This window comes from Listeria monocytogenes (assembly GCF_041765605.1).
In the GTDB taxonomy this organism is placed as follows: domain Bacteria; phylum Bacillota; class Bacilli; order Lactobacillales; family Listeriaceae; genus Listeria; species Listeria monocytogenes_D.
The window spans coordinates 50,626-69,774 of the sequence record NZ_CP168900.1; the positions used below are offsets into that span (position 1 = coordinate 50,626).

Sequence of the window (19,149 nt, forward strand, 5' to 3'; positions counted from 1 at the left end):
AAGAGGCTATGAAAAACTCATAGCTATCAAAGACCAATTAAATGAGGTGTTTAAATGTCTTCAGTTGTTGTAGTAGGAACACAGTGGGGCGATGAAGGAAAAGGGAAGATTACAGATTTTCTTTCCGAAAATGCAGAAGCGATTGCTAGATATCAAGGTGGGAACAATGCAGGTCATACAATTAAGTTTGATGGTGTAACGTACAAATTACACTTAATTCCATCAGGTATCTTTTACAAAGAAAAAATTAGTGTTATTGGTAACGGTATGGTTGTGGATCCAAAAGCTTTAGTGGAGGAATTAAAATATCTTCATGATAAAGGCGTGGATACTTCTAATTTGCGTATTTCTAACCGCGCGCACATTATTTTACCGTATCACATTCGTATTGATGAAGCTGACGAAGAACGTAAAGGCGCAAATAAAATCGGTACAACGAAAAAAGGTATCGGTCCAGCTTACATGGATAAAGCGGCGCGCGTAGGTATTCGTATTATTGATTTATTAGATAAAGAAACATTTAAAGAGAAATTAGAGCATAATCTTGGCGAGAAAAACCGTTTATTAGAACGTTTTTACGAACTAGAAGGCTTTAAACTAGAAGATATTTTAGAAGAATATTATGACTATGGTCAACAATTTAAAGAATATGTTTGCGATACGTCTGTTGTATTAAATGACGCATTAGATGATGGTAAACGTGTATTATTTGAAGGTGCGCAAGGGGTTATGCTTGATATTGATCAAGGGACATATCCATTTGTAACATCAAGTAACCCGATTGCTGGTGGTGTAACTATTGGTAGTGGCGTTGGCCCTTCAAAAATCAATCATGTTGTTGGTGTGGCGAAAGCTTATACAACACGTGTTGGTGATGGTCCTTTCCCAACAGAATTATTTGATTCTATTGGTGACACTATTCGTGAAGTCGGTCATGAATATGGCACGACTACTGGTCGTCCGCGCCGTGTAGGTTGGTTTGACAGTGTAGTGGTTCGTCATGCGCGTCGTGTTAGTGGATTAACAGATTTATCGTTAACACTACTTGATGTTTTGACAGGAATTGAGACACTTAAAATCTGTGTAGCTTACAAATTAGACGGAAAAACAATTACAGAGTTCCCAGCAAGTTTGAAAGACTTAGCTCGTTGCGAACCTGTTTATGAAGAACTTCCAGGTTGGACGGAAGATATTACTGGGGTTACATCACTTGATGACCTTCCAGTGAACTGCCGCCATTACATGGAGCGTATCGCGCAACTTACTGGCGTTCAAGTTTCCATGTTCTCTGTAGGCCCAGATCGCGCTCAAACACACGTAATTAAAAGCGTATGGCGTTTAGCTTAATAGTATAATTATCAAGCCTCTCTAGGTTGTATTCCAGGAGGGGCTTTTTTGTTGTGTAAAAAAATGGTTATGATTGCGGGAAAGTATACAATTCACAGCTTGAAAAGTTGAATAAGTTAACAAAAGTGAATATAGATTGTGAAAAACACATCTTTACCTAAGGAAACAATGCTTTGAAAAGACCTCATACCAGTACTTTTTAGCTATTTTATTCGTATTTCTGTCACATTTTGTTTTGTGAATTCATGATATAATTTGAGAGTGATATCTTATTCACAATAGATAATAAGAGGAGATGAAGTGAATGTCAGGTCAAATTCGTATGAGTCCTAGTGAACTACGTGATCGCGCTAAAACTTACGGTCAAAGTGGTAGAGATATTGAGGATATTCTAAGTCGTTTGAGCCAACTACAAGATCAACTTCGTAGCGAATGGGAAGGTCAAGCTTTTGTTCGTTTTGATGAGCAATTTGAGCAATTAAAACCAAAAGTGACTGAATTCGCTAACTTGATGGATCAAATTAATGATCAACTTGAGAAGACAGCAAACGCAGTAGAAGAGCACGATCAACAACTTTCTCAAAACTTCGGATTCTAAAAATCAACAAAAAGTGGGGCATACATACAAATATAGTTGGATGCTTTACGAAAAGCCATGCAGTTTTTTGCATGGCTTTTTCTAAACATAGAAAGCATATGCCTAAATAGGTATTTATATAAAAAACGACACAGCGGGAGTGGGACATGAATGAAGAAGGTAAAATGGAGTATTTTACTCTTTTTAGTCTTGGCGATTTTTCTTTCGGCAGGAATTACTTATTTGGCTTTGAATCAAAGTTCGAATAAAGAGTCTAAAAATAATAGTGAAAAAGCACATAAAATGACTATCGCACTCGTAAATGAGGACCAAGGAGATACGTTCCAAGGAAAAAAAGTAGAGTTTGGTAATCAATTTGTTAAAAGTATTGAAAAAGATGATACGCATGAATGGTACGTTGTTAGCCGCGGGGTTGCAGAAAGTGGCTTGAAACGAGATGTATACAATATGATGATTGTTATTCCGAGTGACTTTTCTGAGAAAGCAATGTCAATGACTTCGAGCGCGCCAGAAAAAGTAACGATTAGCTACAAAGTAAATGACGTAGGGAATAGCGATTTAAAAGCGGAAGCAGAAAAAACAGCAGCTTCTGTATTGGAAGATTTCAATTCACGGATTATTGATGTTTATTTTGCGAGCATTTTAACAACTTTACAAGAAGCGCAGGATAATATTGGAACACTAGTTAAAGAAGAGAAAAAGTATGATGCAATCTACAATAAAGATGTAAATAACCCGTTATCAAACTACACAAAACAGTTTAAAACGGTGCAAGATTATACAGGAGCCTCTAAAGAGAGTTTTCAGGGTTTCCAAGAAATTATGAAAGAATTTGAAGAAAGCTTAAATGTCTCTAAACAAGAAAATGCAGAACATATGAAAAATATGGACGGCTTTACAAAAACACAAGAGGAAAATGCTCCTTTTGGAGTGAAATTCACGGAAAATTTATCGAATTTTGATGGCACTTTATCGGCAGAAGATATTCGAACGCAAACAGCAGCTTTAGAACAAGCCAATGCGAAAATGACTTCAGAATTTCAAATTATAGAAGATAGTAATTCGTTATTATCACAAACACAAGCTTTACAAAACTATATTGCTGAAACCAATGCGCGGATTGAGGCGGTAGATGCAGAAATTATGGGGACGCTCGAAAATGATTTTCGGACGGCTGTTTATAATGACTTGCTGCGTATTTTACGAGAAAACGAGTACTCGGATAAATTGAATGAAATCGGTCTTAAAGATTTGACTGGAGAAGACCTCAACGCAGGTTTTAATAAAATGCTTGTTAAGGAAATACAAGCATTACCAACATATAATGCAGACCAATTAGCCTCTATTGGGCTCGATGAAGAGATGTACAAAAATGTTGTAACACTCTCTAAAGAATATTATAGCAACCATCGTAGTGCTTTTGGCGATGATTTTAGCTTTACTAATGATCCTAAAACTCTACCAATAGACACGCTGAAAAGTGACACGATTAATCGATTGAAATCAGAAGGAGTCGCGCTGGAAAGTAGTTCTTATACGGTAGCGGGCAGCGATTATATGACAGAAATCATTTTGACCTTAGATGAAAATTTCACTTTTTCAGATGTGGATTGCATGGTTAATGGAAATAGTAATACAGGTTTAGTTCAGCAAACAGCATACGGCGAAAACGGTATAAAGCTTCATATACCAGCTCTTGGAAGCACGGCGATAGATATTAAAATTACTGGAAGAGCGAAGTTGCGAGAAGGTGCGAATGTTCCTTTAGTAGGGGCTGTGAATTGGAGCGCTACTCTGCAACAGTATGAGAAAAAAGAATATAGTCAAATGCCGACTGTTCCATCAGGGCTGGATCCGGATCCTGTTCAACCAGTTAGTTCATTAGTAGTTAGAAAAGAACCAGTACCGATTAAAGTAACTGCACCATCTTACTTGAACGAGACGAATAGCTCCGTAAAAGCAATTACTAATACAGTGAAAGACTACTATAAACTACAAGCATTATTTGATTTATATTACGGAATTGATGCAAGTGATTCTGCACAAATACCAGATTTTAGCGATTATCAAGTGACACTTGAAAATTCCGCAAAACCTTCTTCGTATTATTACATTTTTAATAAAGAAGATATCATCGGCAGCTTTGTAAATCTTACTACGGATCGTTTTGTGGCAGATTATACGAAAAAAATCAAAGCCTTTGAAAAGCGAATTGATGACTACAAAAGTGCGATGGCTGAGGCGAATTACAGGTCAGAAGATGTAACAAATAGATTAACCGAAACGACGCAAGAAGCCATTAATTTGAATACAAATCTAGCGTTAACACTTCAAAACTTAGAATCTTGGCGAGAAGCTAGTAAAGGTTTGATAGAAGAAAATGGTGTTGCTTTAGAAAAATCCGGTGAAGAAGCTACGATGGCGCTGCAACTAAGCTCCGAGTTTGCTGGGATTTTAGCGAAAAGTGAATCGTTAGCGGGGACTTCTGAAGGTAATTTGAAATCAGCAGAAGTCGTGTATCAGACTTTTGAAGCTATAGATAAAGAAGCGAAAAATATTCAACAAAGTGGAGAGACTTTAGTAAAAGAAGCATCTACACTTTCCGACGATTTAAGTGAAAAACTGGAAGATGACGAAACATTCCAGAAAAATTTCGCTAAAGTTATGAAAAATAGCCGTGTTGGTGATCGACAAAATGAAAACCTATATAGTTTCTTAAGTAGCCCGGTCGATAAGATGAATGCGGGGACTATAGTAGCAGGCGACAAATCAATGCCATACTTCATGATCTTGATTTGTACGATTCTTGCCATTTTCACCAGCTACGTTATTTCACACCAAGAGAAAAAACGTGAACAATTAAATGAATTTGAGAAAGAAATGTCGCTCGTCTTTAAAAATATTCCAATTACATTCCTAACAATCTGTGTAGGGATTATTGAAGGGCTAGTTATTGGCGCCGTTTCTGGATTTATTTTTGAAGTTGGCGAAATCGGTATGTTCCTATGGATTGGTGTCTGCGTGCTAATTATGATGGCGTTAGTTACTGCTTTTTCTTACTTACTACGTCAACTCAACATGATTGGTATGTCGCTTATTTTACTCGTTTTAAGTTTGTACCTGTTCTTAACAGATGCAGTTGGACTAAATATTGATAATGAGTCTATTTTTGCGACGTTCAGAACGTTCTCGCCACTTCAATACATGGAGTACTTGTTGAATGGGATTTTGAGTGCGCAGAAAGATTATATTATTGTCGTATACAGTTTGATTGGCGCGACAGTATTATTTACTGGCCTTAATCTATTTGTCTGGCACCGTTCTAAAGAGGAAGAAGTAGAGGAGGACAATTCAGATGAAATTTAAAATAGCTGCATTCGTTTTATTACTTTGTTTTGCCTTTGCTCCAGGAGTTCTCGCTGCAGATTCTGATAGCTATCTCGAAAACAACGGAAAAATGGACATAAAAACAGATAGACTCCAAAAAACAGAAGAAGAAAAAACGAAAGAACTAGAACAGATGGAAGAAACTGAGCTTGATAAAAACGGAATCCCGCTTTTTACTGACGAAATGGATGAAAAAATCGCTAAACAAAAAGCGGCGGAAAAAGCGGAATACGACCGAATTAAAGACTCACTTTTTGAAGAAGAATCTACATCCGGGGAAACGGTAGAAAAAACGAAAGCGAAGTTGTTTACAGGTAAGTACGAGGCAACTGCCGTGACTACTGAAACACCTACTAATGTAGAAACAACGATAGAAGACGAAATGAAAAAGACAAAACAAAAAACAGTTGGCGGAGCAATTGCTGGGACACTTGTGGCACTAGCCGGTGGGATTTATGTGGCAGCACGCAATGTTTTTGAATAGGAAGCGGGGAGTTTTACATGGCTAAAAATACACATATGAATGTGACAGTTGATTTCACAAATTGGGGAGCAAGTAAGTATGATTTACGAATTCCAGTGCATCAACCAATCAAAGCGTTAATTATTAATTTGGCAGAAACGCTCAAAATCGAGTATAAAGATTTGTCCAAATGCACGATAAAAACAACGAATAAAGCGATATTACTAAGCGATGACGACAAATTGACTAATTTTCAAATTGCGGACGGAGATATTTTAGAAATTTTATAGAAAAAAGGAGAATGAAAACGATGAATAAGACAACAGAAATGGACGGAACAGCTTACGAGTTTACTTATGAGGATTTAGTTTGGAGCATTACGTTCCCGAAATCAAAAACGCATGCCAAAGAACTGGCACAGCTAGAATTATTAGAAAAACCTGCGACACATTTCACTCCTGCGAAAATTTCGAGTGATAGCGATTCGTATACGATTTCTTATGAGATTGCGCCACGTACTTATGGATTTGAACAAGTTCGGAAAATGGGACGCGAAGATAAACTACGCGCACTGCGGAATATTGCAGATTTAAGTGAATTGTTAAACACGCGCTATACATTCTTTTTACACCCAGATAACTTGATTTTCGATATTAACTTAGTGCCAAGCATCGTTCATCGCGGCATTAAAAATATTTTGCCGCCATATGAATTAACGGAAGAAACTTTTTTCAAACAGTATCAATGTTTCGTTATTGCGATGTTTTCTAAGAAATTCTCTTTTGAAAACTTGTACAATGGCTCGCTATCGGGGGCTAGAGGAACGCAATTTGAGAAGAGCATTTTGGATGCAAAAACGATACAAGATATTGCTGCTATTTTAGAAGAAGCTTACGTGAAAGAACATGCAGCAGTTCAAAAAAATATGGCAAGCGTACCGAAGAAAAAATACAGTACGTTCCGTGGGCTAGCGGTCGGTTTCATTATTGTCGCTATTTTACTTGCAATCCCAGTAAGTTATTTTGCCTTCGTTAAAGTTCCTTTGCAAAATGATTTACTAACGGCAAACGAGAATTTCTTGAAAACAGACTACGATAAAGTGATTACAGGTCTAGAAAATGTGGATCCAGAAAAAATGCCACAGTCTGTCCAATATGAATTAGCTTATTCCTACGTTAACGGCGAAAAAATGAGCGATAAAAAGAAAGAAAACATTATGAATACAATTAGCTTGAAATCTGATGCAAAAAACTTACTTTACTGGATTTACAATGGTCGCGGAGAATTTAGTAAATCGCTTGATATTGCTAAACTTTTAGATGATCCAACACTAGCGATGTATAGCTTAACAAAACAAATTGAACAAGTTCAAAGTGATACAAAACTAAGCGGCGATGAAAAAGTGGAAAAACTAAAAACATTAGAAGAAAGCTTGAAAGAATACGATGAAAAAGTAAATGAAAAAACGACAACTGAAGACGAAACAACAAATACAGAAGCAAAATAAGGGAGAATGGACCATGAATAGAGAGGCTTTATTAATTGTTAGTAACGGGCAGCAATGTCATAAACACCACTTGTCCCCTGAAAGAGTCGTGACAATTGGGAATACAATCGAACACGAAATCACTTACCCCGAACTGGCTGAGTCGATTGAAGTTAAATACGATGAAGGATCTTGGAATGCTGAAACAACGGCGCTCCAAGCGAACCAAGCTGTAAATGTAGAAAATTTAGCATTTTATCTATGCCAAGACTTATATACGCAAGTTTATGATGTCGTAACGAATATTTCTGTAACGTTTGGTGTTGGAATAGAAAATGATGTCACTTTAGACGATACAAAATCAGATTTTATTCTTTTACGAGATACAAAGGAAGGTTTGTTTAAGTTACAAGTGTTAAATGGCGAAATTTATCATAACTTTTCTTTAGTGACGGAAGATTGCACGGTAGAGCCGGGTGACCAGCTTTATACGGACGGTGTGACGATTACAATCGGAAAAGAAGATATTAGTGTGCTAGCTGTGAAAAATCGCGTGACGAGCAAATTAGCGCCTTTATTTGCTGCGGATAATTCTTTTGGCGAAGACTATCCAGATTACCACCGTTCACCGCGGATTATTTACCGTGCGCCTGAAGAAAAAATCAGCATGGCGAAACCGTCAAGCAAACCTTCAAAACCTACAGATGGTTTAATTAAAATTATTTTACCACCACTTATCATGGTAGCAATTACGGTCATGATTTCGATTTTCCAACCACGTGGACTTTATATTATTATGACAATCGCAATGTCAGCAGTGACAATCACAATGGCGATTCTTAACTACATAAAATCACGTAAAAAATACAAAATCGATTCCAAGCAACGCGTGGAAAGCTACGATTTGTATTTAAAACGAAAAACGAAAGAATTGCACGAAACAAGCGAAAAACAGCGTCACGCTTTAACATATCACTATCCAGACGTAACTGAACTAGAAAAAATGGCGCTACGTGTGGATTCGCGTATTTACGAAAAAACAATGTTCCATCATGATTTCTTGACTTTCCGAGTTGGTCGCGGCGACGAAGCAAGTAGCTTTTCCGTGGAATTCCAACAGGAAGAGTTCAGCCAAGAAAAAGACGAACTTGTAGAAGAAGCTGTGAAAATTAAAGGGCAATATTTATCTATTAATGAAGTGCCAGTTGCAACAGATTTAATGCACGGACCAGTGGGTTATATTGGGCCGCGCCGTTTAGTTCTAGAACAACTGCAAATGTTAGTAATGCAAACATCCCTTTTCCATAGTTATTATGATTTGCAATTTATTACGATTTTCCCAGAAGAAGAGAAAGCGGATTGGGACTGGATGCGCTGGTTACCGCATGCGAATATGCGTGATGTGAATGTGCGTGGTTTTGTTTACCATGAACGTTCGCGCGACCAAGTATTGAATTCTCTTTATCAAATTTTAAAAGAACGTAAACAAGCGCTCACTGAACAAGCGAGCAAACAAGAAAAATTATATTTCACGCCACATTATGTGGTTTTAATTACCGACGAAAAATTAGTACTCGATCACACGGTTATGGAATTCTTCAATGAAGATCCAAGCGAACTAGGTGTTTCTTTAGTGTTCGTACAGGACGTAATGGAGAGCTTGCCAGAACACGTGAAAACGGTCGTGGATATTCGTGATGCGAAGAGCGGGAACATTATTTTGGAACAAGGTGACCTTGTAAACCGCGCGTTCGTGCCGGATCATTTGCCAGCAGATTTTGACAAAGAAGTAATCAGCCGGGCTCTTGCACCGCTAAACCATCTTCAAAACTTGAAGAACTCGATCCCAGAATCCGTTACTTTCCTTGAAATGTACGGTGTAGAGCGCGTCGAAGAGTTAAACATTGCTGGACGCTGGGCGAAAAATGAAACGTATAAGAGTCTTGCTGTACCACTTGGCTTGCGCGGAAAAGATGATATTGTTCAACTGAATTTACATGAAAAAGCACACGGTCCGCATGGTTTGGTAGCCGGAACAACTGGTTCTGGTAAATCAGAAATCATTCAGTCTTATATCATTTCACTTGGCGTCAATTTCCACCCATATGAAGTCGCGTTCTTGCTGATTGACTATAAGGGCGGAGGTATGGCGAACTTATTTAAAAATATGCCACATTTACTGGGAACAATTACAAACTTGGACGGCGCGCAATCGATGCGTGCACTAGCTTCCATCAAAGCCGAATTGCAGAAAAGGCAACGGTTATTTGGCGAGCACGATGTCAACCACATCAACCAATATCAAAAACTATACAAACAAGGAAAAGCGACCGAACCAATGCCGCATTTATTCCTTATTTCAGATGAGTTCGCCGAGTTGAAATCAGAACAACCAGAATTCATGAAAGAACTTGTTTCGACAGCACGTATCGGGCGTTCACTCGGAATCCATTTAATCCTAGCAACCCAAAAACCAAGCGGTGTCGTGGATGACCAAATCTGGTCCAACTCCAAATTCAAACTAGCCCTCAAAGTACAAAACGCCAGCGATTCAAACGAAATTTTGAAAACACCAGATGCAGCAGAAATCACACTACCAGGTCGTTCGTACTTGCAAGTTGGTAATAACGAAATTTACGAACTGTTCCAAAGCGCTTGGAGTGGTGCGGATTACGTGCCTGATAAGGAAAGCACGGATTATATTGATACGACGATTTATGCGATTAATGACTTGGGTCAGTATGATATTTTGACAGAGGATTTGAGTGGATTAGATAAGAAGGATGATTTGACTAAGTTGCCGAGTGAATTGGATGCGGTTATTGATCATATTCATGAATATACGGAGGCTTCTGGGATTGAGGCATTGCCGAGACCTTGGTTGCCACCTCTGGAGGAACGTATCTCTTTAGAAAGTATCAGTACTGTTGATTTTGAAGCAAACTGGCAAAAAGATGAAAAGGATTTAGAGTTAACATTAGGAGTACTAGACCAACCACAGTTACAAGCACAAAACGTTCTGCATTGGAATTTAGAAAAAAATGGACATATGGCAGTATTTTCTAGTCCTGGTTTTGGAAAATCAACGTTCATGCAAACAGCTATATTTGATTTAGCAAGAAAAAATACACCAGAATTTTTCCATGCATATCTATTAGATTTTGGCACAAATGGTTTACTTTCGCTTAAAGGTTTACCACATGTTGCAGATACATTTTCCATTGATGAAACAGAGAAAACGTTAAAATTAGTAAGACTTCTTAGTCGAGAAATTAAAGAGAGAAAACAGCTATTAAGTAAATTTAGTGTAGCTAGTTTGAAAATGTATGAAGAAATTAGTGGTGATAAGAAACCAATTATTCTACTAGCAATTGATAACTATGATGCGATTAGAGAAGTGGATGAATTTGTAGCAAATCTCGAACCAACAATTGTCCAAATAGCAAGAGAAGGGGCTAGCTTAGGAATTCATTTAATGATTACAGCTAATAACCAAAATGCTATGCGTCTACAGCTATTATCTAACATTAAAACGCAAATAGCTTTACACTTGAATGAGAAAAATGAAGTGAGCAGTATTGTAGGTAGAAGCGACTACACTATTGAAGAATTACCAGGTCGAGGACTAATTAAGATAGAAGAACCTACATTGTTCCAAATGGCACTACCAAATAATGGGGCTGAAGCAATCGAAATAATCAAGAACAATCAAGATGAAGCAGAGAAAATGACCGAAATTTGGACAGGCCAAAAACCACAATGTATACCAATGGTTCCAGAAACATTAGGTTTTACTCACTTTACCGACCACATGGAAACAAAGAAAATGCTTGAATTAAAATCGATACTACCAATCGGTTTAGAGTACGAGTATGCCAGTCCTGTGGGAGTATCATTAGAACAGCATAATCTAGCTATCATCATGCCAACTGTAGAATTGGTGCAACAGATTATCACAAACAGTAGTCACCTACTTGTCAAAAAAGAATTAAGAGAGTTAGTTGTTTTTGATACACCTTCTATGGAATTAATGAAGTTAAAAGAATTACCACTCACTTACATTACAAACAGTGAGCGAATAGAAGGTAAAATTGACATTCTTTATGGAGCATTTAAAACAGCAGAACAAGCATATTTAGAAGAATTACAATCGAATAATACCATAACAAAAGAAGAATACTTCAAAAATGTGCCACCTATAGTAGTCGTTACCTACTCAACTGTTCAGCTATACAACCAACTATCATCAAACGCGCAAAAACAATTACTAGAGATGTTAAAATCAGATGGTAAAATGGGAGTACAATTCATTATAGGAAATGACTTAGGAAGCATGGCGAAAGAGTACAGCCCAATTGGAGATGCTATTCGCAATTCCAAACAAGTTTTACTAGGTGCTCGATTTGCAGACCAAGCAATCTACAGCCCAACAATCAGAATTGTACAAGAAAAACCATTAGCTCCTCAAGAACTGTATCTACTGTTAGAAGGAAACGCAGAAAAGCTTAAGATTCCAAAGGGATAAAATACAGAAGCAGATAGGAGAACAAATGAAGAAAAAAATCATCGGTTTATTGGCGAGTTTATTATTATTAGGAGGTTGTTTCAATATGAATGAGAAAACAGAGCAAGAAAAAGCGCAAGAAGGTACTACTCCTGTAGAGGATTATGTAGACCAAGGATATTCATTTGTAGATGGAAATAAATCGGCAGAACGAGTGAAAAAGCATGAGGAAGAGATTAAACAAGTTGCGATAGACTATATGAAAACAAAATATAAGACGGATGTGAAAGTGAATAATGTAGTTCCTGCTCGAAATGCGGCGGTTGTTATTGTGGAATGTGAAGAACCAATTCAATTTACCACATCTGTTGTTGTGGGCCTAATTCTTAATAAAGATGAGGTAGGAAGCGCTCACGAAGAAGAAGGTGAAGTGGAGCAAGCTATAGTAGGTGGGCTCTATGCAAAAGCATTTGAAAAGGAATTTCGGCATTTAGATGATTTGACAGAAAAGCTAGCAATGAAAAATGACTTGGTAGGGTATAACCAAGAAGCATTAGATAAAACATCACCTAATGGTTATCAAGGGAAATATTATTTTGTTTCACTGGGCTTCAAAGAGTATTTAAGTGTGTACAATGCTTATTTAAATAAGCAAGAAATATCAGCCAATGAGTTACAAGCTTTATTTAGAAAAGATGATCCAACGGGTGAAAAAATGACTATTGCGCTGAGATTTTTCATGAAAGAAGATAAATTGCCCATACAAGACTTTGTAGATAATATTGCTGAAGAATTATTGCAAGAATCCAATTTACCTAAAGCTACTTATCTAATTACTATTTATAAAAATTCTATCGTGAACCGAGTAGGATTACCAGACGGTGAAAATACTAGTACAGAAATTTTCATTAAATAATTAAGGGGCGTATATAAATGACAACAAAGATGGGGACATCAGATACAGATTTAATTGAACTAAGTGGGAAATGGGTTTATAGACATCCACTAAGAGGTAATAGTTTATATGTAAATGGAACTTTGTATGAAGTAAAAGAAGGCGAATACAATAAATCTTCCGGTCTAGACTACATGATTGTCGAGAATACAACCACAGGCGAAATTAGTATGGTATTCGAAGGCACGCAAGGCACCCAAGATTTCCTAACAGACGGCACACTCCCTGGCTCCATCCCTAACACGCAATTAAGAGAAGCTGACGCAGCATACAAAAAAGAAAGCCAAAAATATAACATTAAAAATGTCGCAGGAAACTCTCTAGGCGGTGGTTTATCTAATTATGTAGCATCTAAAAATGATGGCATAAGAAGCGTCACTTATAATCCAGCTATCCTACCCAATGGAATATATGATAAGGATAATCCAAGAATTACTAACTATTTAAGTGAATATGATCCACTAACCTTAGGGGAACGTGGGGCAGGATATGGAGATCGTCTACCAGGTGAATCCCATATTCTTCAAAACAATGTCCCTTGGCTGCAAACCATTCTTTCTAATCATACGGGTTATGATGATGCAGGTGTCACGGTTAACGGTAAAAATATTCCCATTGATGCAGATGCTTATCTTCCTGTAGGTATTTGGAGTGGAAAGATTTTGACGGGTGGAAGAAAAGGGCAAAAAATCGATATGAATCCGGACAATATTCGAATTTTAGCCAATAGTTTACGGACGCGAATGACAGAGCAAATAAGTAGGGGGCAGTTTTATTTAGACACAGCTGTAGACTTAGTGAATAACGAGGGAAGTCATTTGGATGATAGAACGGTTTCTTTACAGAAATCATTTGAAAACTTGTTGGGGGAAGGAGAATTTGGCGGAATTATTACTTCATTAGCTAATTATGCTGAGTTTCGAGATGGAATGGAAGAAGCTAATCCAGTATGTTTTGCGGCATTAGATGTGATGCAGAGAGTGAGGACTTTACCAATATTAGGAGAGTTGCTAGATGTGGTTTCAGGTACTTTCTTAAGTGTTGGAGGTTTTTTGAGCGATATTCCGGTTCTTGTTGGAGATCTTGCTTTAAAGATAGAAGATACAATGGATCAAGTATCGAAAGTCAAAATGCAGGCTGTACCGGAACTGTTTAAAGGAATCGATAACCAGTACTTGAGCGATGCAATGGTGGCAGAACTAAAAGAGCATTATAAAATATTGGATGATAATAAAGATTTGGTCGTTAAGCAAGTATTAACTTTTAGCTCCCAAGTCACGTATGTATCGAATGAACTTGAAAAAGCAGATAAACTTTTAAGTGCCACGCAAAAAGTCCAAAGTGTTGGAGCGCCGCCAGCAACACAAGCATATGTCTTAAAAGAATCAAAAGCTTTGAAAGACGGGATGGGGAAGAAACAGCGCTTATTAGATAGAAACTATAAAGCATTCACTAATAAAACAACTAGCTTATTAATACCAGCATTAAGTGGCGTTTATAGCATTGTCAATCAATTAAAACAAGCAATTAGATCAGCTATACAGCACTTGAAAAATCTTCAATCGGGCTTTTCGATGGTGAAAATTCCCTTTACAGATGCAGACAATCAAGTAAGAGAGCAAATAAGCGAATATATTAGAAAACTCCAAGAAATCCTATTGACAGTAAAAGGTGTAGGAAGCGCAGTAAAAGATTTGCAATCAAATTTACCAAATGTGTTAGCTGCCTACCGTCCTTATATTGACACGGCATTATTTGATGGCACAAAATTCCGGGATGTTATTTTGTTAAATAAAGCAGCAGCAAATATCTTCCGCAGTGCGGAAATGATTTTTGGGGATATTAAGCATCAATTAAGTGGAAACGATTCAGCAGCTATTTCTGCATTAGATAAGTTAGCTGTAAAAACTAGTAAAAATATGAAAATTTTATTAGAACAAATAAAGCGTGGGAGTATTAATGTTTAGTAGTTGAGAAATTAAATTGGTAAAAATTTTATTGGGGAAATATTTTCATGCTAAATTCACAAGGGACATGGACGGTATAGTCGCGAAAATTGTGTGTTTAAGCGTTTATATCAGACGTTAGAGGGATAATGGGGCTGGCAAATATAAAGAGCATAATAGCAAAACTACGGTTGATGATTGGTGGAATATTATTTTTTTATTAGTAGAAAAAGAGAAGAAATCGAAAGTTGACCGAAAAAATGCAATAGAATTTTTTCGACGAATTTCAAAGAGAGAATAAAAACTAACTATGTACGGGAACAAGTAGTCTAAGATGAGTGAGAAAATCTTAGGCTACTTAGTGTACATTAGGAGTTTTGGGTTATTCAATACTACAATATGGAACATAGACAGGAGAACAAATGAAAAAAATCATCCTAAGTTTATTCGCAGCAGTATTTTTACTATCCGGATGTTTCAATATGAATGAGAAAACAGAGCAAGAGAAAGCGCAAGAAGGTACTACTCCTGTACAGGATTATGTAGGTCAAGGATTTTCGTTTGTGGACGGGGAGAAGTCAGCAGAACGAGTGAAGGAGTATGAAGAAGAGATTAAACGAAAAGCCATAGAATATGTGCAGACTAAATATAAAACAAAGGTAAAAGTAAATAATGTAGTACCAGCCCGAAATGCAGCAGTTGTTATGATAGAATGCGAGGGACCTATTCAATTTCATACTTCTGTCATAGTGGGAGAATCGATTAATAAAAAGGGTGAATGGTCTGCGAGGAGTAATGAGGGCGAAGTGGAGCAAGCGATTGTCAGTGGTTTATATAAAAAAGCTTACGAAACAGAATTCCGTAATTTAGATACATTCACTGAGAAATTAGCTAAAGAAAATGACTTATTGGGATTGAGAGACGAAGCAATTGAAAAAACATCATCTTCAGGATATACAAGTAACCACTACTTTATTGCAGCATCATCATTAAGTTTTCCAAGTGTTTACCAAGCATATATAGAAAATCAAAGAATTGCTTCAGATGAATTAAAACTATTATTTGCGAAAGATGATCCAGAAGGGAATATTTTATCAATCCCAATGGAATTTTACTCTAAAGAAGATAAACTCCCTGATCAAAAGGTAGCAGATAACTTAGCAGAGAGACTTAAACAAGAAGAAGGACTACCTAAGGGGAACTATATGGTTACAGTATACAAAAATTTTATTGTTAATCGAGTAGGTTTACCTGATGGTCAAAATATAGATGTAACTGACATTATTAAGTAAAAGGGAGTTAAAGATATGACAGCTAAAGTAAAAACACCAGATACAGATTTAATCGAGTTAAGTGGAAAGTGGGTATACAAAAAACCATTAAAAAAAGAACGATTAAATGTAAACGGAACTATTTATAAAGTTAAAGAAGCTGAATGCAACAAATCTTCCGGTCTCGACTATATGATTGTTGAAAATACAACCACAAGCGAAATCAGCATGGTCTTCGAAGGCATGCAAGGCACTCAAGATTTCCTAACAGATGGAACACTCCCTGGGTCTATTCCCAACACGCAATTAAGAGAAGCTGACGCAGCATACAAAAAGGAAAGTCAAAAATATACTATTAAATAATTATGTTGCCTCCAATAAAGATAATATAGCTATTATCTTATTCTGATATAAGGTAATTTGAATAGTCAAAGATAAAGTAGTAAAACTTAGGCCACTTAATATACATAAGGATTTTGAGATATGAAAAGAGTTTTTTAGTTCAAATGCTATAAGCATAGCAGTGAGATTTTCTGAGTCACTGAAAGAAAAGTATAGAAGAAAAACGCGAACTAAAAGTACAAAACACAAGAGATTAAATAACCACGGCCTCAAAAAAACATCCATGTTAATTTTCCTCGCACCCCCATCCCCTACACCTGCTATACTAACCCCATCCTAACAAATGGAGTTGAAACCAATGACAAAAAACTTTAAAAAACTAAAATCCCTGCACGAACTCCCCACCCCACTAATCCTCTACAACTGCTGGGACGTCGCTTCTGCCAGAGCCATCCAACAAGGCGGAGCACCAGTAATAGCGACAAGCAGTTATGCAATTGCTGAGTCACTCGGCGCTGTGGACGGGGAGCATTTAACTTTTGACGAAATGTTTTTAGTTATTTCGCGCATCGCCGAGAATGTGAGTTTGCCGCTAACGGTGGATATAGAGACTGGATATGCCAGAAATTTGGAGGAACTGGCTCAGAATGTGGAGCGGTTGCTGGCGATTGGTGCTTGTGGTGTGAACTTGGAAGATCAGCTTATTGGCGATACAAATCCGGGGTTATGCAGTAGTGAGGAGCAATGTGATAAAATCAAGACAATCAAAGAAACGGCGGCGAAAATGAGCACGGAAATTTTTATCAATGCGCGTACTGATGTCTTTTTCCAAGGGCGGGATGAGACGGCTGACTTGGTGGAAGAAGCGATTAGCCGAGCGAATGCCTATAAAGAAGCCGGCGCGGATGCTATTTTCATTCCAGGGCTGTTATCACCAAAATTAATTCGCGCATTTGTTGAGAAATCACCACTTCCGGTCAATGTCATGAGGATTGACGGGATGCTCTCAAACGAGGAATTACAAAAAATCGGTGTGAAAAGAATCAGTTATGGACCGTTTAGTTTTTTTCAGGCTAATTTAGCGATTCAGCAGGAAGTTGAGCGGATTTTCGAAGGAGGGAAAGCCTTGTGATAACGAATCAGCGGGATATTGATAAATATTACGACATGTTAGTGGAGAAAAATTCGAATTATGAAGGCGTATTTTTTGTTGGAGTGAAAACGACGGGAATACTTTGTCGTCCAACGTGTCCAGCGAAGAAACCCTTAAAAGAAAATTGTGAGTTTTTCAGTACAGCCAAGGAGGCGCTACTTGCATCTTACCGGCCTTGCAAGCGTTGTGAACCGCTCTCCAATCCGACGAAATTGTCTCCAGCTGTGAAGTTACTTGTTGATGCAATTGAGAAAAATCCGGAGAAAAAATGGACTGATAAAGATTTTGATGAATTATCCATTAGCGCAAATACAGCGCGGCGCCAGTTTAAGAAGCAGTTTGGGATGACTTTTATTGAGTATGCGCGTTCGCGGCGCCTCGGTCTTGCTTTTAAGCATATTCGGGGTGGAAATTCGATCATTAATGCGCAAATTGAAAGTGGTTATGAGTCTGGAAATGGTTTCCGAGATGCTTTTTCAAAAACGATGGGGGAGGTTCCTCATAAATCAAAAGATATCACCATTTTATACTCCGCTTGGCTTGAAACTAAACTTGGATCAATGCTCGCAATTTCTGATGATGAAAGTCTATTGCTTCTGGAATTTGTTGATCGAAAAGGATTGGAAACAGAAATTAAAAAATTACGAATGCGCTTAAACGCGGCTATTACACCTGAAAAAACAGTAATAATTCAACAAATAGAAGCCGAATTAGCGCGATATTTTAATGGAGAGTTGATTGATTTTAAAACACCGATTCGCTATATCGGGTCAGATTTTCAACAGAGTGTCTGGAATGAACTGCGACGAATTCCGATAGGCGAAACGATTTCGTACAAAGGTCTAGCAGAAAAATTAGGACGGCCAACAGCGAGTCGAGCTGTGGCAAGAGCAAATGGGGCTAACCAATTATCCCTCATCATCCCGTGCCATCGTGTAATCAATACTAACGGAGCATTAGGAGGCTACGGCGGCGGTCTTGCCCGAAAAGAATGGCTAATTAAACATGAAAAGATGGTTCCAAAGTAACGCGGAACCATCTTTTTTCAATTATTTAACCCGTATTCCAAACAACGGCATCAAAGCAGGAGCATGCGAAAAATCAATGCTCACACCCTTCAAATCTTGCGGCATTGCAGTGATAGACTCAAAAATACATGAGCTAAGATCAACACCATTTAGCGCGCAATTTAAAAACTGCGCTTTATTCAAATCAAGCCGTTCCAAATACGTATCGACCAGTTGAGCTCCACTGAAATCACTATTAGTATACGCGCCCGCCTCAAATGCCACCCATTTCAAGTTAGCATAACGAAAGGCAACATAATCCGCGTAACAATCAACAAAAACGCAATTTCTAAGCGTAGCATCGCTAAAATTAACACCAATTAATTTACAATTTTCAAAACGAACTCGGTGAATAATTGCGCCCATTAAATCTAAATTCGATAAATCGCAATTTTTAAATACAACATCAGTCAAATTCGCACTTACAAGAGAAACCGAATCAAAAACACAACCATCAAAAATAATCGTTTCTAAATGAAAATGCTCGAAAATTTCCCCGGTTAGCGTCGTTTTTCTAAAGATTTGCTCACTAACTTCTCCAATATCTTCAATAAAATATGTATCATTCGGATAAACCGTCAAATCCCCATCAGGAATCCGCGGCGCAGTAATTTTTTTCATTATATCGAC

At 37.6% G+C, this 19,149-nt stretch carries 13 protein-coding genes and 1 pseudogene; 13 read left to right on the top strand and 1 reads right to left on the bottom strand.

Features of this window, described 5'->3' with window-relative positions; genetic code table 11:
• Window positions 1-54 precede the first annotated feature (54 nt).
• From AB2Q86_RS00240 to AB2Q86_RS00300, 13 genes and pseudogenes are all read left to right on the top strand, one after another.
• Entirely contained in the window at window positions 55-1,347 is a 1,293-nt protein-coding gene (locus tag AB2Q86_RS00240; protein ID WP_003728977.1) for an adenylosuccinate synthase, read from the top strand.
• A 304-nt stretch (window positions 1,348-1,651) separates the two neighbouring features.
• Window positions 1,652-1,945, top strand: coding sequence for a WXG100 family type VII secretion target (locus tag AB2Q86_RS00245; protein ID WP_003728976.1), 294 nt, complete (start codon window positions 1,652-1,654; stop codon window positions 1,943-1,945).
• A 150-nt stretch (window positions 1,946-2,095) separates the two neighbouring features.
• The gene (esaA, locus tag AB2Q86_RS00250; RefSeq protein ID WP_012582213.1) at window positions 2,096-5,311 is read left to right on the top strand and encodes a type VII secretion protein EsaA; all 3,216 of its coding nucleotides are present in this window, start codon (window positions 2,096-2,098) and stop codon (window positions 5,309-5,311) included.
• Entirely contained in the window at window positions 5,301-5,816 is a 516-nt protein-coding gene (gene essA, locus AB2Q86_RS00255; RefSeq protein ID WP_012582212.1) for a type VII secretion protein EssA, read from the top strand. The genes esaA and essA overlap by 11 nt, the downstream gene beginning before the upstream one ends.
• A gap of 17 nt (window positions 5,817-5,833) precedes the next feature.
• Entirely contained in the window at window positions 5,834-6,085 is a 252-nt protein-coding gene (locus AB2Q86_RS00260) for an EsaB/YukD family protein (protein WP_003728973.1), read from the top strand.
• A gap of 20 nt (window positions 6,086-6,105) precedes the next feature.
• Window positions 6,106-7,302, top strand: coding sequence for a type VII secretion protein EssB (gene essB / locus AB2Q86_RS00265; protein WP_012582211.1), 1,197 nt, complete (start codon window positions 6,106-6,108; stop codon window positions 7,300-7,302).
• Window positions 7,303-7,315: 13 nt separating this feature from the next.
• A complete protein-coding gene (gene essC / locus AB2Q86_RS00270) occupies window positions 7,316-11,806 on the top strand; it encodes a type VII secretion protein EssC (RefSeq protein WP_012582210.1) in 4,491 nt (1,496 codons plus the stop codon).
• Between the two features lie 25 nt (window positions 11,807-11,831).
• Window positions 11,832-12,701, top strand: coding sequence for a DUF1672 family protein (locus AB2Q86_RS00275; RefSeq protein WP_012582209.1), 870 nt, complete (start codon window positions 11,832-11,834; stop codon window positions 12,699-12,701).
• Window positions 12,702-12,718: 17 nt separating this feature from the next.
• On the top strand, window positions 12,719-14,707 hold the full coding sequence (locus tag AB2Q86_RS00280) for an SA1320 family protein (RefSeq protein ID WP_012582208.1): 1,989 nt from the start codon (window positions 12,719-12,721) through the stop codon (window positions 14,705-14,707).
• Window positions 14,708-15,108: 401 nt separating this feature from the next.
• Window positions 15,109-15,978 carry a DUF1672 family protein gene (locus tag AB2Q86_RS00285; protein ID WP_012582207.1) on the top strand — a complete coding sequence of 290 codons (870 nt, stop codon included), beginning with the start codon at window positions 15,109-15,111 and terminating at the stop codon, window positions 15,976-15,978.
• 15 nt (window positions 15,979-15,993) lie between these two features.
• A pseudogene (locus AB2Q86_RS00290) lies at window positions 15,994-16,317 on the top strand (hypothetical protein); the annotation flags it as partial.
• A 340-nt stretch (window positions 16,318-16,657) separates the two neighbouring features.
• Window positions 16,658-17,431, top strand: coding sequence for an isocitrate lyase/phosphoenolpyruvate mutase family protein (locus AB2Q86_RS00295; RefSeq protein WP_012582205.1), 774 nt, complete (start codon window positions 16,658-16,660; stop codon window positions 17,429-17,431).
• Window positions 17,428-18,480 carry a bifunctional transcriptional activator/DNA repair enzyme AdaA gene (locus AB2Q86_RS00300; RefSeq protein ID WP_012582204.1) on the top strand — a complete coding sequence of 351 codons (1,053 nt, stop codon included), beginning with the start codon at window positions 17,428-17,430 and terminating at the stop codon, window positions 18,478-18,480. The genes AB2Q86_RS00295 and AB2Q86_RS00300 overlap by 4 nt, the downstream gene beginning before the upstream one ends.
• Window positions 18,481-18,501: 21 nt before the next feature.
• Here AB2Q86_RS00300 and AB2Q86_RS00305 read toward each other — a convergent pair whose 3' ends face one another.
• Window positions 18,502-19,140: a pentapeptide repeat-containing protein gene (locus tag AB2Q86_RS00305; RefSeq protein ID WP_003740359.1), complete on the bottom strand. Its 639-nt coding sequence runs from the start codon at window positions 19,138-19,140 to the stop codon at window positions 18,502-18,504.
• Window positions 19,141-19,149: the final 9 nt, after the last annotated feature.